Consider the following 21867-nt stretch of genomic DNA (forward strand, 5'->3'; position numbering starts at 1 on the left):
TGCCCGCGGACCCGCGCGCCTCGAACGCCGGCGGGGCCGATGCGTCAGGGGATCAGAAGGGCCTTGCCCGCAACGGCGCGGGCTTCGATGGCGCGGTGTGCGTCCGCGGCCTCCGCCAGCGGGAACCTTCGCGCGATCACCGGGCGGAGCCGCCCCGCAGCCGCCTCGGCCAGCGCCCGGCCCGCCAGGCGGGTGATCTCCTCCGGCGGGAACTGGACCTCCGCGATCCCCCGCAGAGCGATCCCGCGCCGCTCCACCTCCGCGGGGTCCAGCTCCGTGAAGCCGCCGCTGGGGGCGCCGTGCGCCGAGACCCGTCCGCCGTCCCGGACCAGCCCGAAGCCCGCCAGGCCCAGCTCACCGCCGACCCCGTCGAGGAGGACGTCCACCGGACCGCCGACCGCCTCGGTCCAGCCTGGTTCCGTGTAGTCCACCGCCCGGTCCGCGCCCAGCTCCCGGACCAGCGCCAGCTTCTGCCCACCGCGCGCCGCCCCCACGACGTACGCCCCCGCCGCCACCGCCATCTGCACCAGCAGCGTCCCCATCCCGCCGGCCGCGCCCAGGATCAGCACCCGGTCGCCCGGCTCGATCCCGACGCCCTCGACGATGCCCGAACCGGTCACCCCGTCGTGCGCCAGCGCCGCCGCCTCCGCCGATTCCAGCCCGTCCGGGACCGGGACCAGCAGCTCCGCCGGGACCCGGACCAGTTCCGCGTACGTGCCCTTCGTACCCGGTGCGGCCACCACCCGGCGGCCCCGCCAGGCCGGGTCCACCCCCTCGCCCACCGCGACGACCGTCCCCGCGGCCGCGCCGCCCGGCACGTACGGCGGGTGGATGCCGAAGGACGCGCCCCAGCCCCCGCGGATCTGGGTCTCCACGTAGATCGTGTCCACGGCCTCGGCCCGGACCACCACCTCGCCCGGCCCCGGGACCGGATCCGCCAGCTCGACCGGTAGCAGGACCTCGGGACCGCCGTACCCGTCCACCCGTATCGCCCGCATGACATCCCCCTCGTTCGACGTTCACATTCGACATTCGGCATTCGGAACGCGCCACGGCCTTTCGGCCTTGATCACTCGCACCACTCTCGGACCTCGACCGCGGTTGAGGTCAAGCGGCGGCAGGCATCCGGTCCCGGCCGACCGGCGTAGTCCCGGCGCGCCAGCGCGGCCGCCCGCTTACCGTGGTGAGGAGTGAGTCCATCCGCGCGAAGGGACACGCGATGACCGAATCCACATCCGGGGGCGCCTCCCGCAACCCGGCCGACCGCGGCCGCACCACCATCTCCGACGGGGTGGTCGAGAAGATCGCCGGACTCGCCGCCCGCGAGGTGGTCGGAGTCCATGCCATGGGCAGCGGCAGCGGCCTCTCCCGTACCTTCGGCGCCGTCCGCGACCGCGTCCCCGGCGGGGCGAAGGCGTCCGTCACCCGTGGGGTCAAGGCCGAGGTCGGCGAGGTGCAGACGGCCCTGGACCTGGAGATCGTCGTCGACTACGGCGTGTCGATCCGCGACGTGGCACGGGCCGTCCGTGAGAACGTCATCTCGGCGGTCGAGCGGATGACGAGCCTGGAAGTCGTCGAGGTCAACATCGCGGTCAGCGACGTCAAGCTCCCCGACGAGCCCGACGAAGAGCCGGAGTCCCGACTCCAGTGAGGGAGCCCGCATGAGGATGGCGGTCGTCGGCCTCTTCGCCGGCATGGCGCTGGCCTTCGCCGGATACTTCGGCGGTTTCGGGGCCTTCCTGCTGGTGGCGGCGCTCGGTGCCATCGGCTTCGTCGTGGGCCGGTTCCTGGAGGGGGACCTGGAACCCGGCGACTTCTTCCGCCCCCGTGACCGCGACAGGTGAGGCCCCGATGAGCACGCCACGGACGACCCCGCCGCGGGTGCCGCCGGCCGACCGGGGGGCCACCCGGATCGCCGACCGGGTCGTCGCCAAGATCGCGGCCCAGGCCGCCCGGGAGGCGCTCGCCGCCCAACCGGCCGGGGGTGCCGCGCAAGCCGTCGGACTCGTCGGGCCCGTCGGGTCCGCGGGCCCAGCCGGCGCCGGCCCGGCCGCCCCGCACGCCACCGTCACCGTGCACCACGACATCGCCCGGGTACGGGTGAGCCTCGAGCTCGACTACCCCTCCGACCTGGCCGCCCGGTGCGCGGCCGTACGCCGCCGGGTCGTCTCCCGCATCGAGGAGTGCGCCGGCATGTCCGTACCCGAGGTGGACATCGACATCGAGCACCTGCACTCCGCGCACACCCCCGGCTCCGCCGTACGGGACCGGAAGCTGCGGTGACGGCGCCCGCCCCCGGCCGTGCCCCGGCCCCGGAGCCCGATCCGGCCCCCGACCGCGGACGGCCCCCGGTCCGCGCCCGCCGGTTCCGGTCGGCACGGCGGGTCCCGGCCGCGCTGACCGCACTGGCCGTGCTCGGGGTGGCGGGCCTGTTCCTCTACGACCTCGCAGCGGTACGGGCCGGCCGTCCCGGGATGGAGTGGCGCCGCGAACTCGCCCACCAGCTGGAGCGGCAGACCCCCGCGGACCCGTGGGTGCTCGTGTGCGCCGGGGCCCTCGCCGTGGCCGGGGCGGTGCTCCTGTTCCTCGCACTGACCCCCGGGCTCCGCGGGATCCTGCCGATGCGGACGGCGGACCCGGACGCCGGAGTACGGGCCGGGCTCGCGCGGAAGGCGGCCGCGCTGGTGCTGCGGGACCGGGCCATGGAGGTGTCGGGGGTGCAGTCGGCGCGGGTCGCGGTGGGCCGGTCCCACGTCGCGGTCCGGGCCGCGTCGCACTTCCGCGAGCTGGACGACGTACGGGCCGACCTGGAGGCGGTGCTCGCGGTCGGCATCGAGGAACTGGGCCTCGCACACGCGCCGCAGCCGCGGGTACGGGTCACCCGGGCCCCCGTCGGGAAGAGGTGAGGGGATGCTCGGGAGGGTGAACCGGATCCTGCTCGGGATCATCGGCCTCGTGCTGCTGGCGGCCGGGGTGGCGCTGCTGACGGCGTTCCGGCCGCTCGGAGGCCGCCACGAGCCGCTGCTCACGGAGGCGACCCGGCTGCGGTACTGGCATGCCGAGGGCTGGTGGTGGTGGGCGCTGCTCGCCGGGCTCGGGGTGTGCGTGGTGCTCGCGCTGTGGTGGCTGCTGGCCCAGCTGCGGCGCTCGCGGCTGGCCGCGCTGGTGGTGGACACCGGGGACGGGGCGTTCGCCGTGCTGCGGGGGCGGGCGTTGGAGGAGGCGGTGGCCGCCGAGGGGGGGGCGCTGGACGGGGTCGCCCGGTGCAGGGTCGCACTGCGCGGGCGGCAGGGCAGACGCGGCCGGCGCAGCGCGCCCAAGCTCCAGGTGGAGCTGGAGCTGGAGCCGCATGCCGTCCCGGCCGATGCGCTGGCCGGGCTGGCCGGGCCGGTGCTGAACCACGCCCGCCGGTCGGCGGGCTTCCCGGAACTCCCCGCGGAAGCCCGCTTCCGGATCACCTCGCACCGGGCCCGCCGCGTGTCCTAGTGAGGGGCGTCAGAAGCCGTGGCGGGAGCCGCCGTCGACCGGGAGCATGATGCCCGTCAGGTACGAGGCCGCCGGCGACAGCAGGAACGCCGCCGAGCGGCCGAACTCCTCCGGGGTGCCGTAGCGCCGCAGCGGAATGCCGGATTCGTTGGCCGCACGGGCCGCCTCGGCGTCGCCCGAGAGCGCGTCGAGCTCGCGGACGCGGTCGGTGTCGATCCGGGCCGGCAACAGCCCGACCACGCGGATGCCGCGCGGTCCGAGCTCCACCGACAGGGACTTGGCGAAGCCCGCCAGCCCCGGCCGCAGGCCGTTGGAGATGGTCAGGCCCGGGATCGGCTCGTGGACCGAGCCCGACAGGACGAAGCCGATGACCCCGCCCTCGCCCAGCTCGGCCGCCGCCGCGCGGGCCAGGCGTACGGCGCCCAGGAAGACCGCTTCGAACGCCGCGGCCCACTGCTCGTCGGTGTTGCTCGCCGCCGAACCGGGGGCGGGACCGCCGACGCTGATGAGGATGCCGTCCAAGCGGCCGAAGCGTTCCTTCGCGGTGGCGACGAGCGCGGCCGCCGCCTGAGGGTCCGCGTTGTCCGCGGCGACCCCCACCGCGTTCGGGCCCAGCGAGGCCGCCGCCTCGGCGGCGCGCGCGGCGTCGCGGCCCGTCACGATCACCTTCGCGCCGTCCGCCGCCAGTTCGCGGGCCGAGGCGAAGCCCAGGCCCCGGGTGGCTCCGGTGACGACGTAGACACGGTCCTTCAGTCCAAGATCCATGCCCGACACGCTACGCCGTCGGCGCCGGCTCCCGCTCGGGGGTGGCGCCGGCCGCCGCGGCCGCCGCCCGGTCGCGCTTCTCCCGCCGTACGAGGACCAGCCAGCCCACCGGCACCGCCGCGGCGAACAGCCACCACTGCACGGCGTACGCCATGTGCGGACCGATCGAGTCGTGGTCCGGATCGGCGACCGTCTCCGGGCTGCCGCCCGCCGGGGCCGGAGCGGTGAGTTCCAGGTAGCCGCCGAGGACGGGCTTGCCCAGGTACTCCGCCTGCTGCGCGCTGTTGATCAGCATCACCTGGCGGTCCGGCAGGCCCTTGCGGTCCTTGATGCCGCTGCCGCCGCTCGTCTCGTCGGCCTTCAGCCGCCCGGTGACCGTCACCTCGCCGGAGGGCACTGCCGGCACCGGCGGGTACGCACGCGGGTCGTCGCCGCCCGCCACCCAGCCGCGGTTGACCAGCACCACCCGGCCGTCGGCCAGCACCAGGGGAGTCAGGACGTGGAAGCCGACCTTGTCGTCGTTGTCGGTGCGCATCCGTACGACGACCTCGTGCGCGGTGTCGTACGTCCCGGTGGCGGTGACGGCGCGCCAGTAGTCGGCCCGCGGGACCCGGTGGCCGGGGGAGGTCACCTCGGTCATCGGCACCGGCTTCGCGGACAGGTTCGACGCGATCAGCTCGTTCTGGGCGACCCGGTGCTCATGGCGGTGGTACTGCCAGAACCCCAGCTTGATCATCGCGGGGATGAGGGCGAGGGCGACGAGGGTGAGGCACACCCATTGCCGGGTCAGCACAAAGCGGTACACGCCCACGACGGTACCCCCAGCCGGGAAGACCCCGGTGGCCGGGTGGCCGTCCGGGGTCGGGAAGGGAATGGGAAGGGGACCCGGGAAGGGAAGGCGGAGGAGCGTCACACGCGGTCGACGATGCCCACCTTCCCTTCCGCGCGGGCGCAGTGCGCCCCGCAGAACCACTGGCCCTCGACCTCGACGCCCTGCCCGATGATCTGCACCCGGCAGTGCTCGCAGATGGGCGCCATGCGGTGGATGGCGCAGGAGAAGCAGTCGAAGACGTGCACGCTGCCCTGCGCGTGCACTTCGAAGGACATGCCGTAATCGTTTCCGCAGACCTCACAACGTGCCATGCGCCACAGGGTGGGACCGGACGGGCGCAACGCGGAAGCGGATGCCGGGCGAGTCGCCCGACGCTCACCCGTCTGCCGCAGCCACGTCCCGCAGCAGTTGGGTGAAGGCCGCCTCGTCGACCACCGGCGTACCGAAGGACTTCGCCTTGACCGTCTTGGAAGTGGCCGAGTCGGGGTCGTTCGTCACGAGCAGGCTCGTGAGCCGCGACACACTCGTCGCGACGTGCAGGCCCGCCTCGATCGCCCGGTCCTCCAGCAGCTCCCGGTCCACCGAGGTGTCACCCGAGAAGGCGACCCGCATGCCCTGCTTCAGCGGCTTGCCGTCCTCGAAGCGCCCCGGGTTCGGGTGCGGGCACGCCGGCCGCTTGCGCGAGGGCCGCCAGCTGCTGCTCCCGTACGAGGCCTGCTGCCCGATCCGCGGGGTGACGGGGGAGTCCGACCACTCCGTCAGCGGCCGGCATTCCAGCAGAGGCAGCCGTACGCCGTCCCGCGCGGCGGCGTGCAGCGACGGACGGAACGCCTCGGCGAGCACGCGGGCGTCGTCGAGCGCGTGGTGGGCGCGCTGCTGGACCACGCCGAAGTGCGCGGCGAGCGACTCCAGCTTGTGGTTGGGCAGCGGGAGGTTCAGTTCCTTCGACAGGGCGATGGTGCACAGCCGCTGACGGACCGGCGCGGTCTCGGCTGCCCGCGCGTACTCGCGGGCGATCATCTGCCAGTCGAAGATGGCGTTGTGCGCGACCAGCACCCGGTCCGCGAGCCGGTCCGCGAACTCCCCGGCGATGTCCTTGAAGAGCGGCGCGTCCTGGAGCATGTCGCTCGTGAGCCCGTGGATCCAGACCGGGCCCGGATCCCGCAGGGGGTTCACCAGGGTGTACCAGTGGTCCTCCACATTGCCCTGCGCGTCGAGCCGGTAGACGGCGGCGGAGATTATCCGGTCGTCGCGAGCGAGCCCGGTCGTCTCCACGTCGACGACCGCGTACCCCTCGGGGTACGCGGTCGGCCACGTCGTCTCTGCGGTCGTACGGTCGTCGAGCATGGTCACAGAGGATATCGGCACCGACTGACACCCGGGGCCCGATGGGCTGTCAGCGGTCGCCGTCCGCCGCTCAGCCCAGCGCCGCGACGAGGTCGCCCGCCGCGAGCTGTTCGAGCCCGCAGCCGTCAACGGGCCCCGGCAGCAGACGGTATACGGACCCGCTCGCCCCGGCCGGCGCCACATCGCCCTCCACCAGCGCGAGGAACGCCGACCGCCCCGAGGCCGCGGCGCCCGCGAGGACGTCGGCCTCCGCAGAGGACCGCGTCGCATCCGGATCACGCAGCCCGACGAGCCGGGCGGCGAAGGCCGCGGTGTCCTCGTCCGCCCCGCGCCGGTAGGTCCACAGCTCGTCGGGGTCGCCCGGCCGCGGGGTGCGGCGCAGCACGGCCACCTCGGGGCAGCGCGCGGCCGCGTGCCAGGCCGCCAGCTCCCACAGGGTGGTGCGGCCCGTCGAGAAGTACTGGAACAGGTCGCGGCCGATGCGGGCCAGGTCCTCCTGGTGCGCCCACACGCTGTGGTAGCCCTCGTCGTCCGGCAGGTGCACGTCGGTCCACAGGAACCCGCGCCGCTCCAGGTCGACGAGGAGCGGTACGTGGATCCGCGAGTTCCCGACCAGGTCGTAGCGCTGCCGTACGGTCCGCGGGTCGTAGCGCGAAGTGCGCCCGGAGCGGCCGGGCAGGGCCATGAACCCGGCGAAGGCGTCGGGCAGCAGCTCGAACGGGATGTTGTTGAAGCTGAAGACCACCGGCATGGCGAAGCGCACCCCGGTGTCGGCGAGCCGGTCCAGGTCGATGTCCACGTACTCGCTCGCCCCGTCGGGCGCGGGTGCGGAGGTCAGGTCCCCGGAGTGGACGACGGCCCGGTCGCGGTACACCAGGTTCGTGTAGTCGCAGACGCCCGCGTAGTTCCAGTCGGCGTCGAACAGCACGACCGACAGGTCGAGGTCCACCCGCTTCTTCGGCGGCTCCGTCCAGTGCAGGAACATCCGCAGCACCTCGCCGTCGGGCAGCGCCTGGAAGCTGCCCTTGGGTACGGTGACCAGCGCCTTGGCCGCGGCCCGTTCGGCGGAGGGCACATGGAGGTGGGCGAGCCGGGAGTCGAGGACCGCCACGTCGTACGGCTCGGCCGCGGCCAGCCGGCGCAGCACCTCGCGCTCGAACAGCTCGCACACCGAGCGGGTCACCGCCTCGGCCAGCGGGGCCCGGTCCTCGTCGCGGGTGTACGAGTGCGCGACCTGCCCGCGCGGGAAGAACACCCGCCGGGTACCCGGCAGATGGCGGATCCGCAGCCGCCCGAGGGCGCAGAGCACCGGCCCGGGACCCGCCTTCGGCAGCCGCTCGGCCAGGACCTCGGCCACCCGCCCCGGCAGGGCCTCGGCCGCGTACAGCCGCAGCAGGTGGTCGAGGCGCCGTACGAGTTCGCCGGGCCGCTCCGCGAGTACGGCCAGGGCCCGGTCCGGGTCCCCGCCGCGCAGCGCCTCCTCCGCGCGCCCGGTCCAGGTGGCCGCGCGCAGCCGGGCGCCGTCGACCCGGACCGCCTGCGGGTACGCGGCGGCGGTCGCCCGCAGCGCGGCGCCCAGCCCGGGGCCGCAGATGTCGGTCCCGCGCAGGACGGCGAAGGCGAGCGCGGCCCGCGGGTGGCGCTCGTACCGCTCGAAGGGGTGCAGGATCTCGGCGGCGCGCTTCCAGAGATCGTCGTGGCGCAGTACGTCCTCGACGAGCAGAGCCGGATCCAGCGCGTCCAGTACGGCGAGCAGCTCGCGCCGCAGCGGCCGTGGCAGGGAGCGCAGGCGCGGCGGGGCCAGCAGGTCCGCCTCGCCCCCGGACCAGACGGCGAGCAGCCGCAGCACATCGGTGGCGGTGGTGAGCCGCTCGGGCAGCAGGGCCCGTACGGCGTCCCGGGTGCGGCGCTCGCGCAGCAGGGTGCCGAGCACCAGGGCCTTGGTCTCCCGTACGGGTATGGCGTCGGGCAGCCAGTCGAGCCCGGCCGGTGCATGCGCGAGCAGGACCCGGGTCTCCTCGGTGTCCTGGGCCGACAGCGGGGTACGGCGGGCGAGCAGTTTGCCGAGGGCGGTGACGCAGTCGGCGGCGCGGTCGACGGCGAAGTTCAGCAGCCGCAGCGGGCCGCCTCCGCAGGGAGCGGCGCCCGGCTGCGGCGAGGGCCGCAGGAACGGGTCGGCGGGGTCGATGCGCCGGTGGCAGATCGGGCAGCCCGCGTAGTCGGAGCCGTCCCAGCAGCTGCGGCAGACGAGGTGGGCGCACGGCGCGACGGCGTGGACGGCGCCCACGGTCGCGCACAGCACGCAGGGCTGGTCCGGCCATTGCAGGAGCAGGGTGAGGACGCGGTCGATCCACAGGGCGTGGGTGTCGTCGGGCACCGAGGCGGGGAACGAGCGGAACAACGGCATGTGGGTGCGGTCGGCGCCCAACAGGATGTCGATGTCCCGGACCAACTGGGTTCCGGCGGCGGCGAGTCCGGTGGGCCCCAGCCAGGCGAGCGCCGAACGCAGCGGGCCCGTCAGGGCGTAGCCCCGGTCGAGGAGTTCGGCCTCCAGGGCCGTCAGGCCGCCGGCTGTCGGCGGATCGCCCGGGCGCGGCCCGGCCTGGTCGACGTAGACGGTGTGCAGACGGCGCAACAGGACGGTCGACAGCTCGGGCAAAAGGGGGATTCCTCCGGAACCGGAAAGGGGTTTGGGGCAGGGGCGGAGAGGGGACGCGCTACGGGTGTCGTCAGAAGGATGAGAAGGAAGCACGTCGCGGAGCCGCCCCCGCGCAGCAGATACAACCACGGGCCCGGGCGGCCGCAAACCGGTTTATCGCAGGGGCAGGTCCGGGGACGCCAGCAGGGAGCGGACGAGGGCCCGTACGGACAGCAGGAACAGCCGTTCCGGATCCGCCGGGCGGGCCAGGGCGCGGGCGAGCTCCGGGTCGTCGGGGGCCACGGAAGGGTCCCAGAGTTCGCTCTCCGCGGGGGACTGGGCGGGGGAGCGCTCACGATTGCGCTCCACGAGGAGGTAGCCGACGATCTGGAACTGGACCGCGCGCACCGCGTCGGCGGCCCGGGCGCCGCGCAGTCCGGCCGCGTGCACCTCGTGGACCAGGGCCTGCTGGGCGGGCAGGAACATCCGCTCGGTGAGCCCGCGTTCGTGGACCATCGCGATCAGGTGCGGGCGCTCGCGCAGCTCGCGGCGCAGGGTCCGGGCCACGGAGAGGATCCGCTCGGTGGGGGTGCGGCCGGCCGGCCGGATCGCGCCCATGTCCTGGACGGTCCGCTCCACGAGGGCGTCGAGCAGTGATTCGCGGTTGCCGACGTGCCAGTAGATGGAGGTGACCGCGGTACCCAGCTCGGCGGCGAGTTTGCGCATGGTGAGGGCGCCCGGGCCGTGCTGCTTGACCAGGCAGGCGGCGGCCTCCAGTACCTCGTCACGGGTGAGCGTGGTTCTGGCCATGGCCATCCCGCCAATCTGTCGGATCGTCAGTTCTGGTCCGTGCAGGGGTCTTTACCCTTCATCGGTGGCGGTGTAACTGTGTTACAGAACCGATCCGCTCAAGACGAGGGATGGTGCGAGATGGCACGCGTACGGTACGGAGCGCGCACCGAGGCCGAGATCACGGCGTCGCGCGAGAAGAGTTCCCGGCTCCCCGACATCTGGTCCACCGGCGTGGTGGCGGTCTGGGAGAGCGACCCGGACGTGGTGGCGGCGGTCCTGCCCCCGCCCCTCAAGCCCGCCGAGCGGCCCCTCGTACGGGCCAACATCAGCAAGGTCGACCTGCCCGGCTACCCCCTCGGCGCCGGCTCGGTGGCCGTCGCCGCGCAGCACGGCGGGGTCGAGGGCTGGTACCCGCTGGTCATGCCGATGACCCACGAGCGGGCGCTGATCGGCGGCCGCGAGGTCTTCGGCGAGCCGAAGAAGCTGGGCGAGGTCGACGTCGAGCGCGAGGGCCTCGTCGTACGGGCCTCCCTGGCCCGGCACGGGATCGCCTTCGTGGAGGTGCGCGGGGCGGTGGACCGCGAACTGCCGCTGCCCGAGCCCGCCGCCAAGACCGACTTCTACTTCAAGTTCCTCCCGGCGGTGGACGGTTCGGGCTTCGACGCCGAGCCGGTGCTCGTCCACGTCACCCGCAACGAGAAGGTCCGCAAGCTGGAGCACATCACCGGCGACGTGGTCCTGCGCGAGTCGATGTTCGACCCCGTCGCCGATCTCCCCGTACGCCGGATCGTGGAGATCACCATCGGCGAGAAGACCACCGACCAGAAGGGCCGCGTCGTCGAGCGGGTCAGCGCCCAGGCCCTCCTCCCGTACATCCACCAGCGCTACGACGACCCGATGCAGATCCTCGACGGCCCGCCCGAGGGGAGCGTCTGATGCGGCTCGAACCGGGACAGGTGGCCGTCGTCACCGGCGCCGCCAGTGGCATCGGCCTCGCCATGGTCCGCCGCTTCGCCGCCGAGGGGCTGAAGGTCGTCCTCGCCGACGTGGAGGAGGGCGCCCTGCACAAGGCCGCCGACGAGCTGACCGCCGACGGCGCCCAGGTGCTCGCCCGGCCCGTCGACGTCAGCGACCGCGACTCCGTGATCGCGCTGGCCGACGCCGCGTACGACGCCTTCGGCGCCGTGCACGTGCTGTGCAACAACGCGGGCGTCGGCTCCGGCGCCGAGGGCCGGATGTGGGAGCACGAGCCCAACGACTGGAAATGGGCCTTCTCCGTCAACGTCTGGGGCGTCTTCCACGGCATCCAGGCTTTCGTCCCCCGCATGATCGCGGCAGGCGGCCCCGGCCACGTCGTCAACACCTCCTCCGGCGACGGCGGCATCGCCCCGCTGCCCACCGCCTCCGTCTACGCCGTCACCAAGGCGGCCGTGGTCACCATGACCGAGTCCCTGTACGCCCACCTCAAGGCGGAACGCGCGGCCGTCGGCGCCTCCGTCCTCTTCCCCGGCCCGCACATGCTGCGTACCGGACTGTGGGAGTCGCACCGCAACCGCCCCGAGCGGTACGCGAAGGAGCGGCCGCGCAAGACCCCGTACCGCAGCCTCGACCAGTACGAGGCCGCGATGAAGCAGGCCGGCCACGAAGTGAACTTCACCCCCGTCGAGGAGGTCGCCGAGCACGTCGTCGACGGGATCCGCGCCGACCGCTTCTGGATGCTCCCGGCGAGCGAGCACAGCGACCGGCAGATCCGTGCCCGGTCGCAGTCGATGCTCGACCGCGCCAACCCCGCCTACCTGGAGAGCTTCATCCTCGACTGACTCGCCTGAGGAGAGACCGTTGACCGACAGCAGTACGTACGAAGACCCGTACCTGATCATCTCCTCCGACTGCCACGCGGGGCTGCCGACCGAGCAGTACCGCCCGTACCTCGACTCCCGCTTCCACCCCCAGTTCGACGAGTTCCTCGGCCAGCGCGACGCCCGCCGCGCCGAGGCCACGAAGCTCGGGGTCCGCAACGAGGCCTTCGCCGAGAAGTGGTTCCACGACCACGAGGAAGGCCTCAGGGGCGGCTGGGAAACGGCCCAGCGCCTGAAGGAGCTCGACGGCGACGGGGTGGCCGCCGAGGTCGTCTTCCCCGACGCCGACGCCGTGGACAGCCAGACCGCCGCGCCCTTCGGGGTGGGCCTCGGGCTCTCCGGTGACCAGGACCCCGAGCTCGGCATGGCGGGGGCGCAGGCGCACAACCGCTGGCTGGCGGAGTTCGTCTCCGAGACCCCAGAGCGGCACTGCGGGGTCGCCCTGCTGCCCATCACGGGCGAGCCGTCGAAGGTCGTCGCCGAGATCCACCGGGCCAAGGAGTCCGGGCTCGGCGCGCTGATGATCCCCGCTATGTGGGTGGACAAGGCGCCGTACCACGACCGCCGCTACGACCCGGTCTGGGCGGCCGCGGCCGAGACGCAGATGCCGATCGTCACCCACTCGGGGTCCTCGCCCCGCCACGAGTACGGCGACCACCTGGGCATCTTCGTCTCCGAGGTCACCTGGTGGCCGGCCCGCCCGCTGTGGTTCCTGCTCTGGTCCGGGGTCTTCGAGCGGCACCCGGGCCTGAAGTTCGGCGTCGCCGAATCGGGCTGCTGGTGGCTGCCGAACCAGCTGTGGTTCATGGACCGGCTCTACCTCGGCGCGCACGGCGGCAAGAAGCTGTCGCCGTTCGAGGAGCTGAGGCGCCCGCCGAGCGAGTACCTGGACCGCCAGGTGTTCGTCTGCGCGACGAACACCAAGCGGCGCGAGCTCGCGCAGCGCTACGAGATCGGCGTGGACAACATCCTGTGGGGCTCGGACTTCCCGCACCCCGAGGGGACCTGGCCGGGCACCCGGACCTGGCTGAAGAACACCTTCCACGACATCCCGGTCGGCGAGACCCGCCGGATGCTGGGGCTGGCGGCGGCGGACGTCTTCGGCTTCGACACGGACAAGCTGGCCCCGATCGCCCGCCGGATCGGCCCGACCCCGGCGGAGCTGGGCCAGCCGGCCGACCAGGCTTCCGTGGAGGCCTCTTGGTCCCGCTCGCGGGAGACGGGCCGCCACTGGCTGACGGGCCAGGACTTCCCCGTCCTGGGGGTGTCCTGATGGCAGACCGCTACACGGTCATCTCGGCGGACTGCCACGCGGGCGCCGACCTGCTGGACTACAAGCCGTACCTGGAGAAGCGGTACCACGAGGAGTTCGACGCCTGGGCCGCCACGTACGTGAACCCGTACGAGGACCTCCTCGCGGACACCGCGGACCGCAACTGGAACTCCGCGCGCCGGCTGTCCGAGCTCGAGGCGGACGGCATCGTGGCCGAGGTGCTCTTCCCGAACACGATCCCGCCGTTCTTCCCCAAGGCCTCGCTGATGGCCCAGCCTCCGACGGCCGCGGAGTACGCGATGCGCTGGGCGGGGCTCCAGGCCCACAACCGCTGGCTGGCGGACTTCTGCGCGGACGCACCGGGCCGGCGGGCGGGCGTGGTCCAGATCCTGCTGAACGACGTGGACGCGGCGGTGAAGGAGATCCGCCGCACGAGGGAGGCCGGCCTGACGGGGGGCATCCTGCTGCCCGGCGTCCCGCCCGGCTCGTCGGTCCCCGAGCTGTACTCGGCCGCGTACGACCCGATCTGGGCGGTGTGCGACGAGCTGGACGTACCGGTCAACCACCACGGCGGCTCGGCGTCCCCGCCGCTCGGCGACGAACCGGCCGCCCGGGCCGTCTTCATGGTCGAGACGACCTGGTTCTCGCACCGCGCCCTGTGGCACCTCATCTTCGGCGGGGCCTTCCGCCGCCACCCCGGCCTGAAGCTGGTCCTGACGGAGCAGGGCTCAGGCTGGATCCCGGCGGTCATGGAGATGCTGGACTACTACCACGGCCGCCTGGTGAACGCGGCTGCCAGGGCGGCCACGGCGGAGTCCAAGTTCGGCGCGGGCCTGGCGGAGTCCATGGGCAAGGGCCCGAGCGAGGTCTGGCGGGACAACTGCTTCGTGGGGGCCAGCTTCATGCGCCCCCACGAGGTCCCGCTGCGGGACCGGATCGGTCTCGACAAGATCATGTGGGGCAGCGACTACCCCCACGACGAGGGCACCACCCCGTTCTCCCGCGAGGGCCTGCGCATCGCGTACGCGGGCCTCCCGCAGGACGAGGTCGCCGCGATGGTCGGCGGCAACGCGGCCCGCGTGTACGGCTTCGACCTGGCGTTGCTGGACCCGCTGGCGGCGAAGCACGGGCCGCTGGTCTCGGAGATCGCCGAGCCGTTGACGCAGATCCCGCCCGAGGCCACCAGCCCGGCCTTCGCCCGAGGGGGCTCGGTCCGGGTCTGGTGAGCCCCGGTTTCCGCCCGGGGCGGCTCAGCTCTTGTAGACGAGCCGCTCCGGCGGGATCCGCTCGGTGCCGACCACGCTCGTGCGCCGGTCCACCTCGATGACCAGCCCGTCCACGTCCGCGAACGGAGAGAGGTCCAGCGTTCCGAGGCACTCGCGCAGGACGAGCAGCCGCAGCCCGGGCAGCTCGGTCAGCGGCTCCAGCGTCCCCTCGAACACGCACCTGATCAGCACGAGTTCGGTCAGGTGCCGATACGGCACGAGAGCCGCGACCGACACGGGTGCGGCGTGCCGGATCTGCAGGGAGGCGAGCCCCGGCAGCGGGAGCGAGCGGACCAGCTGCCGGTACTGCAGGCTGCCCGCGATCGTCAGGTCCCTCACCCCCGGCCACCGCTCGATCCCGTCGAGGGTCATCCTGCGGACGCCCTGCCACAGGGCCAGGGACGTCAGCCCCTCGGCCGCCGGGACGTCCCCGATCCACCGCTGTGCCGGCTCGAAGCTGATGACCAGGGACTTGAGCCCGTCGACCGCCGCCAGCGGGGCCAGCGAGAGACCCTCCCGCAGGTAGCCGAAGGCCAGGCTGTCCGCCGCCAGCTCGGCGACCGCCTCGATGCCCGTGACCTCCGGGCAGTCCAGCACGCCGAGGTGCCGCAGCGTCGGATGGCCGGCCAGTGGTGCGAGATCGGTCAGGCTCGGATTGCGGTGCATGACCAGCCACTCCAGGTCCCGCCGCCCGGAGATCTCCGCGGGGACGGCGCCGTTCCACGTGAGGTGGACCCGCCGTATGTGGGGCATCCGGCCGAGCACGGCCAGCTGCTCCTGCGTGCGCACGTGCAGGTGCCCGACGCGCACGGGGGCGTCGGCCAGGACCGCGTCCGCGTAGGCGTCGGTGGGGAACCGCCCCCAGGAGTCGGACAGCTCGTGGACCACGTCGTAGCGGTCGTCCCTGCGGAAACCGGCGATGACCTGGAGCGCCCGCTCCCCACCGACCAGCGCGGCCGTACGGACGACGGCGGCGGCCTGCTGCTCGCCCAGGCCCGTCGGTCCGGGCAGCAGCTCCAGGACCAGCTCGCCCGCCTTGGCCAGCTCCTCGGCCTGCCCCACGGAGTGCGGCGGCAGCAGGTGCGCCGTACGCGCCTGAACCTCGTGCCAGACCGCGGGGTCCAGTTCCGGTGCGTGCTCCAGGCACGCCGCGGCCAGCAGGACCAGCCGGCTGTTGTCCCGCTTGATCTTGTCGGCCCGCCGCAGGAGCTGCCGCAGCAGGCGTGCGCGCTCGTCGGGGCGGGCGTGCCCGACCGCCATGCGGACCACGTCCTCCCACGCGTCCTCGTGGGCGTTGCCCACCAGCACGCCGAAGTCACGCGCCTCCACGGCCGCCTTGGCCCCCAGGTAGTCCTGGAAGGTGCGGTGCACGAAGTGGACCGAGCCGGGCACCGGCTCCCGGAGCAGCCCGCTGCGTATCAGCAGGTGGCGGAACACCTGCCCGGCGCCGGCCTGCGCCCGTACCTGGGGCATGGCGCCGAGCCACTCGCCCACCATCTCCTCGGCCTCCGTGCAGGACGCCTCCACCTGGCCGTTGCGGATGAGCCAGTACGCGAGCCGCTGCAGCAGCAGGGTCTGCTCGTCCCTGCTGAGGTACACGCCCTCGACACCGGAGATGTCCCGCTCGGTGTCCCGGCGCACGAGGAGCATGTCCAGGGCGGCGTCGTACAGTTCCTTGCGCGCCCTCGGCAGGTGCATGTGGCGGTCCCGGTTCAGGGCGCACAGCAAGGCGCACATGAGGGGGTTCGAGGCCAGCCATCCGAGGTCCCGGCGGGAGCCGACGGACTGGATCAGCGCTTTCTCGTACCGGTCCAGGCTCTCCCGCTCCTCCTCGGAGCCGCACTCGGCCCGGGCGGAGTCGTGCCAGTGGGTGATGAACGCGCTGACGTCGGCACGCTCCATCGGCAGCAGGGAGAGGAGGGAGAAGGCCTGCCCGGTCAGCCAGTCCTCCGGGACCGCAGACGGACGGGTGGTCACCACGTAGCGGGCCCGGGGATAGGCGGCGAGCAGGGATCTGAGCCACTCCTCCGTGCGGTTGCGGAGTTTGGACGGCACCTCGTCGACGCCGTCGACCAGGACGAGTGCCCGTCCTTCGGACAGCAGGTTCTCGACCCATCCGTCCGGGGCCCGCAGCGGCACGCCCGAGGCGCGCAGCCAGTTCTCCGGCATCGGCAGGCCCTCGGGCGAGTTGAACGAGCGCAGCCGCAGGACGAAGGGGACGAGCGCGTTCCAGTGGCGCAGGCCGAGCCGGAAGCTGCGTCTCGCCGCATTCAGGGCCAGCCACTGCACCAGGGTGCTCTTGCCCGAACCCGCGGGGCCGCACAGCAGTACCCGCTCGGAAGCACTCAGCGCCGACTCGGCCTTCATCGCCGAGTGGCGGCCCGGCTCCTCCAGCAGCTGCTCGCCCGTCACCGCGAGGCTGATGTAGGCCAGGTCCAGCGGCCACTCCTGGCGGGCATGGCCGAGGGTCAGGCCGAACAGCTGCAGGCGGCTGTGGGTTTCGGCGACGTAGCGCGCGTACTGCTCCTCGAAGGCGTAGGCCGCACCGTCCGTGCGTTCCTTCATCCGCTCCACCGCACGCGCCAGCTCGCCGCTGCGGCGGATCAGTTCCACGTCCGCGCGCGCACCGAAGCCCGGCAGGGTCGTCACGTACTCCACCGCGTGCACGCAGCACAGCCGGACCAGGTCGCGGTAGAGGGCCTCGGCCGGTTCGCTCAGGCCCGAGGCCGCGGGAACCGCAGCCGCCAGCAACGCAGGGTCCAGGTCCGCCGCGAAGAGGGACTGCGCATCCAGCGGGCCCAGCGCCGCGAAGGCGTCGCCCACCGCGTCCAGCGCCGCAAGGCGCTCGTGTTCCGGCAGGCCGCGCGTGGCCTCGGCCAGCCTGCTCGCCAGGGTCTCGGCCAGGCGGCGCACCTCCGCGGCCCCCAGCTCCGCCGGCCGGCGCCAGCGCGGGGCCGGGGCGGCCGGATCCACCGCCAGCCCGGCCCCCGGGGACCGGCTCAGCAGGGCCTTCACCAGGGCCCCCGCCGCCGTACCCGCCACCCGTAAGAGAACCGTCTCGAAGCCCGTCATCCCCTGCCCTCCCCTTGGCTCGGACATCATCGCGTGAACCGCCGGTAACCCCGATGGATACCGATCGGTAACAACCCCTAGCGGCGCCCCCGAACCCGCTCTATGGTGCGGGCATGCCGAACCTGCCCGATGTCGTGCTGTGGTCCATACCCGCCTTCGTGCTGCTCACCGTCATCGAGGTGGTGAGCTACCGGCTCCATCCCGACGAGGACGCCGCCGGCTACGACGCCAAGGACGCGGCGACGAGCGTCGCCATGGGCCTCGGCAGCATCGGCTTCGACCTGCTCTGGAAGCTCCCGGTCGTCGCGGTCTTCACGGCGGTCTACGAACTGACCCCGCTGCGCGTGCCCTTCCTGTGGTGGACCGCGCTGCTGATGCTGCTGGTCCAGGACTTCCTCTACTACTGGCAGCACCGGCTCCACCACGTCATCCGCATCCTGTGGGCGTGCCACGTGGTCCACCACAGCAGCCGGAACTTCAACCTCACCACCGCCCTGCGCCAGCCCTGGACCAGCGCCACCACCTGGTGGTTCTACCTGCCGATGGTCGCCCTCGGCGTGCATCCGGCCGCGATCCCGTTCTGCTACGGCATCAACCTGCTCTACCAGTTCTGGGTCCACACCGAGCGCATCGGCAAGCTGCCGCGGGCCTACGAGTACGTCTTCAACACCCCCTCCCACCACCGCGTCCACCACGCCTCCCAGGGCGGCTACCTGGACCGCAACTTCGGCGGGATCCTGATCATCTGGGACCGGATGTTCGGCTCCTGGGTGGGCGAGACCGACAAGCCCGTCTACGGGCTCACCAAGAACATCGGCACCTACAACCCGCTCCGGGTCGCGACCCACGAGTACGCGGCCATCGCCCGCGACGTCCGCGCCGCCGCCGGCTGGCGCGAGCGCGCCGGACGCGTCTTCCGCGGCCCCGGCTGGCAGCCCGCCGCCCCGGCCGCCCCTGCTGCAACCGCCCCGGCCGCCCCCGCCGCAACCGCGACGGCCGCCCCCGCCCCCGCCCCCGCGGCCGCCTCCGAGGCCGCGGCACCCGCCGCCGAACCGGCCGCCGTACAGGCCGCCGTACAGGAGACCACCGCGTGAGCACCGCAGAGTCCACCGGCCGACCCGGCCCGTCCTGGGCCGCCGACCGGGCTGTGCCCGGCCGGGACCGGCTCGGCCGCACCGCCCTCGCGTCCTTCGCCGTGGCCGCCGCCGCCGACCTCGGGTCCCTGCTGGCCGACTGGCACCTCGGGCACGTCATCGCCAAGCCGCTGCTGATGCCGCTGCTCGGCGGGTACGTGATCACGCGCGGCGCGCCCCGCCTGCTGGTCGCCGCCCTGCTGTTCGGCTGGGGCGGGGACCTGGCCCTGCTCTTCGACGCCGAGGCGGCCTTCCTCGTCGGCATGGGCTCCTTCGCCGTCGGGCACGTCTGCTACCTCGTCCTGTTCGGCAAGCGGCCCGCGAACGCGCTGCTCGGGGGCGCCTACGCCCTGGCCCTCCTCGGTACCGTCGCCCTGCTGTGGTCCGATCTGCCCGTGGACCTGCGGATCCCCGTGGCCGGCTACAGCCTGCTGCTGACCGCGATGGCCTTCCGCTCCAGCGCCCTCGGCCTGCGGGCCGGCATCGGCGGTGCGCTGTTCCTGCTGTCCGACACCCTCATCGCCACCGGCGTCGCCGAATGGCCCCAGCTGCCCCGCCCCGACTTCTGGATCATGGCCACCTACCTGGCCGCCCAGTACCTGCTGGCCACCGGCGCCACCACCCGCGAGGCAGGCGTACCGTAGGACGGTCATCAGTCGTACAAGGCTGAACAACCCCGAGCCGGAGGACTGCACCACCATGCGCGCCACCGTCATCCACGCCCCGCACGACATCCGCGTGGAGGAGGTGCCCGACGCTGCGATCCAGCGCCCCGAGGACGCCGTCGTCCGCGTCCTGCGTGCCTGCATCTGCGGCAGCGACCTGTGGGCCTACCGCGGCGAGGCCGCGCGCCAGCCCGGCCAGCGGATCGGCCACGAGTTCCTCGGCGTCGTCGAGGAGACCGGCTCGGCCGTGTCCGGCCTGAAGGCCGGCGACCTCGTCGTCGCCCCCTTCATGTGGTCCGACGGCACCTGCGACTACTGCTCCGAGGGCCTGTACACCTCCTGCGTGCACGGCGGCTTCTGGGGCTCCGTCGGCTTCGACGGCGGCCAGGGCGAGGCCGTCCGCGTCCCGCACGCCGACGGCACCCTCGTGAAGCTGCCCGCCGCGGCCCTCTCCGACGACCACCTGCTCACCGGGCTGCTGGCGCTGTCCGACGTCATGGGCACCGGGCACCACGCAGCCCTGGGCGCGGGCGTCCGCAAGGGCTCCACCGTGGCCGTCGTCGGCGACGGCGCAGTCGGCCTGTGCGGAGTCCTCGCCGCGAAGCGCCTCGGCGCCGACCGGATCATCGCGCTGGGCCGCCACGCCGTCCGTACGGACATCGCCAAGCTGTTCGGGGCCACCGACGTCGTCGCCGAGCGCGGCGAGGCCGCCGAGGCCGCCGTGCGCGAGCTGACCGGCGGCCAGGGTGCGCACGCGGTCATCGAGGCCGTGGGCACCGAGCAGTCCATGCGCACCGCCGTGAACATCACCCGCGACGGCGGGGCCATCGGCTACGTCGGCGTCCCGCACGGCAGCGGCACCGGCCTCGACCTCGGCGTGATGTTCGACCGCAACATCAGCCTGCGCGGCGGCGTCGCGCCGGTGCGCGCGTACATCCCGGAGCTGCTGGAGGACGTGCTGAGCGGCGCGATCGACCCGGCGCCCGTCTTCGACCGGGCCGTGTCCCTGGACGAGGTCCCGGACGGCTACCGCGCGATGGACGACCGCAGCGCGCTGAAGGTGCTCATCAAGCCCTGACGGGCCGGTGACGACGGGAAGGGCCGGCCCGGGGGAATCCCCGGGCCGGCCCTTCCGTCCGTCCGAGCGCTCGAGCGGTGAAGCGTCCAAGCGATGAGGCGTTCCGAGCTGCTACTTCACGGCCTTCAGCGCGTCCACCACGCCGTAGCCGTAGTAGCCGGTCTGGCCCCACTTGCTCTGGCAGGTGGCGGCGTCGACCAGCGCGCCCGTCGCGTCGTAGACCTTCTCCGGGCAGGCCGCCTTCGTGGCCTGGGCCTTCAGCATGGCCTGGAGCTGCGACGGCGTGGCCGACGGGTGCGCGCTCTTGAGCAGCGCCGCCACGCCCGCGACGTGCGGTCCGGCCATCGAGGTGCCCTGCTTGTAGCCGTAGCCGCCGCCCGGCAGGGTGGACAGCACACGGCCGTTGGCGTCCGGCGTGGCCGGGACCTGCCACTTGTCGCCGCCGGGGGCGGCGACGTCGACCACGCCCAGCCCGTAGCTGGAGTAGTACGACTTGAAGCCCTTGTCGCCGGTCGCGCTCACCGTGACCACACCCGGGAGCTGGGTGGGCAGGTCCAGGCAGACGTGCGGGTCGATCGTGCGCGGGACCGGGGTGCCGTCGTCCGGGCTCGTGTCGTCGACGATCGCGTTCGACGCCAGGTCGTGGTTCGAGTTGCCGGCCGAGGCCACGCTGAGCACGCCCTTGCGCTCGGCGTACTTCGTCGCCCGGCCGAGGGCCTCCACCAGCGCCTTCTGGTCGTCGTCCGCCTTGCAGTTGTAGAGCCACGGGTCGACGTAGTAGCTGTTGTTGGTCACCTCGATCCCCTTCTCGGCGGCGAACATGAAGCCGCAGACGACCGCCTCGGTGAAGAACAGGCTGGTGCCCGGCTCGCTCACCTTGATCGCGGCGACCTGCACGCCCGGCGCGACGCCCGAGATGCCGACGCCGTTGCGCGCGGCCGCGATGGTGCCGGCCACGTGCGTGCCGTGGTCGCTGCCGTCGGCGTACGGGCGCCACGCGCCCTCGGTGGTGTCCGCGACGCCGCCGACGCAGTTGGCCGACTGGCCCTTGGAGAAGTTCGCCGCGAGATCCGGGTGGGTGTCGTCGACACCCGTGTCGATGACGCCCACCGTGACGTCCCGGCTGCCATCGTTGATCTTGTGCGCCTGGTCGGCCTTGATCGCCCGCAGGTCCCACTGGTTGGGCTCCAGCGGCTCCTGACCGTCCGTAGCGGCCGATGCCGCCTTTGCGGCGTCCGCGGTGCTCAGCTTCTGCGTCGTGCCCTCCTCGGTGGTCTGCACCGGCTGGAGGGGGGCCGTCCGGGTGGCACCGACCGACACGAACAGGCCGCGCTGCGCACGCAGCTGCTTGGCGAAGTCCGGGTTCTGGGAGTGTGCGACGACGACCCCGATCTGCTCATAGGACGTCACCACCGTTCCGCCGGCCCGCTCGATGGCCTTCTGCGCGGCCTTCACCGTGGCGTACGTGTTCAGGTTCGCGACGTACGACAGCTTGGGGCCGGTGGTGTCGGGCTTCGCCGCGGCCGCCGTACCCGCCGTATTGCCCAGCGGGGCGGCGGAGGCCGCGACCGAGGGCAGGAAGGCGAGCGAGGCGGTGAGCGCCAGGCCGACCGGTACGGCAATGCGCCGGCGGCCAGGTCCCAGATGAGCCATGGGTTCTCC

21 protein-coding genes are annotated in these 21867 nt (G+C 73.3%); 12 read left to right on the top strand and 9 right to left on the bottom strand.

Annotation, left to right across the window (positions count from 1 at the left end; translation table 11 throughout):
- Positions 1-44: 44 nt before the first annotated feature.
- On the bottom strand, positions 45-998 hold the full coding sequence (locus tag AB5J51_RS29710) for a zinc-binding dehydrogenase (RefSeq protein WP_053790242.1): 954 nt from the start codon (positions 996-998) through the stop codon (positions 45-47).
- Positions 999-1219: 221 nt separating this feature from the next.
- Here AB5J51_RS29710 and AB5J51_RS29715 point away from each other — a divergent pair, with 221 nt between their 5' ends.
- From AB5J51_RS29715 to amaP, 5 genes are read left to right on the top strand one after another with little or no spacing between them, the layout of a single operon-like run.
- Positions 1220-1651, top strand: a complete 432-nt coding sequence (locus tag AB5J51_RS29715; RefSeq protein WP_078987965.1) for an Asp23/Gls24 family envelope stress response protein — start codon at positions 1220-1222, stop codon at positions 1649-1651.
- A gap of 10 nt (positions 1652-1661) precedes the next feature.
- Positions 1662-1844, top strand: a complete 183-nt coding sequence (locus AB5J51_RS29720) for a hypothetical protein (protein WP_053790244.1) — start codon at positions 1662-1664, stop codon at positions 1842-1844.
- A 7-nt stretch (positions 1845-1851) separates the two neighbouring features.
- The gene (locus AB5J51_RS29725) at positions 1852-2283 is read left to right on the top strand and encodes an Asp23/Gls24 family envelope stress response protein (protein ID WP_053790245.1); all 432 of its coding nucleotides are present in this window, start codon (positions 1852-1854) and stop codon (positions 2281-2283) included.
- Complete coding sequence (locus tag AB5J51_RS29730; RefSeq protein ID WP_053790246.1) at positions 2280-2906, top strand: DUF6286 domain-containing protein; 627 nt, start codon at positions 2280-2282, stop codon at positions 2904-2906. Before AB5J51_RS29725 ends, AB5J51_RS29730 begins: the two co-directional genes overlap by 4 nt.
- A 4-nt stretch (positions 2907-2910) precedes the next feature.
- On the top strand, positions 2911-3486 hold the full coding sequence (gene amaP / locus AB5J51_RS29735; RefSeq protein WP_369779062.1) for an alkaline shock response membrane anchor protein AmaP: 576 nt from the start codon (positions 2911-2913) through the stop codon (positions 3484-3486).
- Positions 3487-3495: 9 nt separating this feature from the next.
- On the opposite strand, the gene AB5J51_RS29740 is transcribed toward amaP, so the two are convergent.
- From AB5J51_RS29740 to AB5J51_RS29765, 6 genes are all read right to left on the bottom strand, one after another.
- Positions 3496-4251, bottom strand: coding sequence for an SDR family oxidoreductase (locus AB5J51_RS29740; RefSeq protein ID WP_053790258.1), 756 nt, complete (start codon positions 4249-4251; stop codon positions 3496-3498).
- A gap of 10 nt (positions 4252-4261) precedes the next feature.
- Positions 4262-5056, bottom strand: coding sequence for an SURF1 family protein (locus AB5J51_RS29745; protein WP_369779063.1), 795 nt, complete (start codon positions 5054-5056; stop codon positions 4262-4264).
- 104 nt (positions 5057-5160) lie between these two features.
- Complete coding sequence (locus AB5J51_RS29750; RefSeq protein ID WP_078613516.1) at positions 5161-5394, bottom strand: hypothetical protein; 234 nt, start codon at positions 5392-5394, stop codon at positions 5161-5163.
- Between the two features lie 64 nt (positions 5395-5458).
- Positions 5459-6436, bottom strand: a complete 978-nt coding sequence (locus AB5J51_RS29755) for a DEDDh family exonuclease (protein ID WP_053790248.1) — start codon at positions 6434-6436, stop codon at positions 5459-5461.
- 64 nt (positions 6437-6500) lie between these two features.
- Positions 6501-9089 (bottom strand): MXAN_6230/SCO0854 family RING domain-containing protein, encoded by a 2589-nt coding sequence (locus AB5J51_RS29760; RefSeq protein ID WP_369779064.1) that lies wholly within the window; start codon positions 9087-9089, stop codon positions 6501-6503.
- A gap of 153 nt (positions 9090-9242) precedes the next feature.
- Entirely contained in the window at positions 9243-9878 is a 636-nt protein-coding gene (locus AB5J51_RS29765) for a TetR/AcrR family transcriptional regulator (RefSeq protein WP_369780336.1), read from the bottom strand.
- A 120-nt stretch (positions 9879-9998) separates the two neighbouring features.
- Here AB5J51_RS29765 and AB5J51_RS29770 point away from each other — a divergent pair, with 120 nt between their 5' ends.
- From AB5J51_RS29770 to AB5J51_RS29785, 4 genes are read left to right on the top strand one after another with little or no spacing between them, the layout of a single operon-like run.
- Positions 9999-10796 (top strand): acetoacetate decarboxylase family protein, encoded by a 798-nt coding sequence (locus tag AB5J51_RS29770; protein WP_053790250.1) that lies wholly within the window; start codon positions 9999-10001, stop codon positions 10794-10796.
- Entirely contained in the window at positions 10796-11680 is an 885-nt protein-coding gene (locus AB5J51_RS29775; RefSeq protein ID WP_136227111.1) for an SDR family NAD(P)-dependent oxidoreductase, read from the top strand. Before AB5J51_RS29770 ends, AB5J51_RS29775 begins: the two co-directional genes overlap by 1 nt.
- Positions 11681-11699: 19 nt before the next feature.
- A complete protein-coding gene (locus AB5J51_RS29780) occupies positions 11700-12992 on the top strand; it encodes an amidohydrolase family protein (protein WP_053790252.1) in 1293 nt (430 codons plus the stop codon).
- A complete protein-coding gene (locus tag AB5J51_RS29785) occupies positions 12992-14218 on the top strand; it encodes an amidohydrolase family protein (protein ID WP_053790253.1) in 1227 nt (408 codons plus the stop codon). Before AB5J51_RS29780 ends, AB5J51_RS29785 begins: the two co-directional genes overlap by 1 nt.
- A gap of 24 nt (positions 14219-14242) precedes the next feature.
- Here the strand turns inward: AB5J51_RS29785 and AB5J51_RS29790 are convergent, their stop codons facing one another.
- Positions 14243-17329: an NACHT domain-containing NTPase gene (locus AB5J51_RS29790; RefSeq protein WP_369779065.1), complete on the bottom strand. Its 3087-nt coding sequence runs from the start codon at positions 17327-17329 to the stop codon at positions 14243-14245.
- Positions 17330-17442: 113 nt separating this feature from the next.
- On the opposite strand from AB5J51_RS29790, the gene AB5J51_RS29795 reads away from it, so the two are divergent.
- From AB5J51_RS29795 to AB5J51_RS29805, 3 genes are read left to right on the top strand one after another with little or no spacing between them, the layout of a single operon-like run.
- Positions 17443-18423 (top strand): sterol desaturase family protein, encoded by a 981-nt coding sequence (locus tag AB5J51_RS29795; RefSeq protein WP_369779066.1) that lies wholly within the window; start codon positions 17443-17445, stop codon positions 18421-18423.
- The gene (locus tag AB5J51_RS29800) at positions 18420-19106 is read left to right on the top strand and encodes a lysoplasmalogenase (protein WP_369779067.1); all 687 of its coding nucleotides are present in this window, start codon (positions 18420-18422) and stop codon (positions 19104-19106) included. The genes AB5J51_RS29795 and AB5J51_RS29800 overlap by 4 nt, the downstream gene beginning before the upstream one ends.
- A 55-nt stretch (positions 19107-19161) precedes the next feature.
- On the top strand, positions 19162-20205 hold the full coding sequence (locus AB5J51_RS29805; RefSeq protein ID WP_053790865.1) for a zinc-dependent alcohol dehydrogenase family protein: 1044 nt from the start codon (positions 19162-19164) through the stop codon (positions 20203-20205).
- A 111-nt stretch (positions 20206-20316) separates the two neighbouring features.
- On the opposite strand, the gene AB5J51_RS29810 is transcribed toward AB5J51_RS29805, so the two are convergent.
- Positions 20317-21858 carry a S8 family serine peptidase gene (locus AB5J51_RS29810; protein WP_053790866.1) on the bottom strand — a complete coding sequence of 514 codons (1542 nt, stop codon included), beginning with the start codon at positions 21856-21858 and terminating at the stop codon, positions 20317-20319.
- Between the last annotated feature and the right edge of the window lie 9 nt (positions 21859-21867).

This window comes from Streptomyces sp. R33, from assembly GCF_041200175.1.
Lineage (GTDB): Bacteria > Actinomycetota > Actinomycetes > Streptomycetales > Streptomycetaceae > Streptomyces > Streptomyces katrae_B.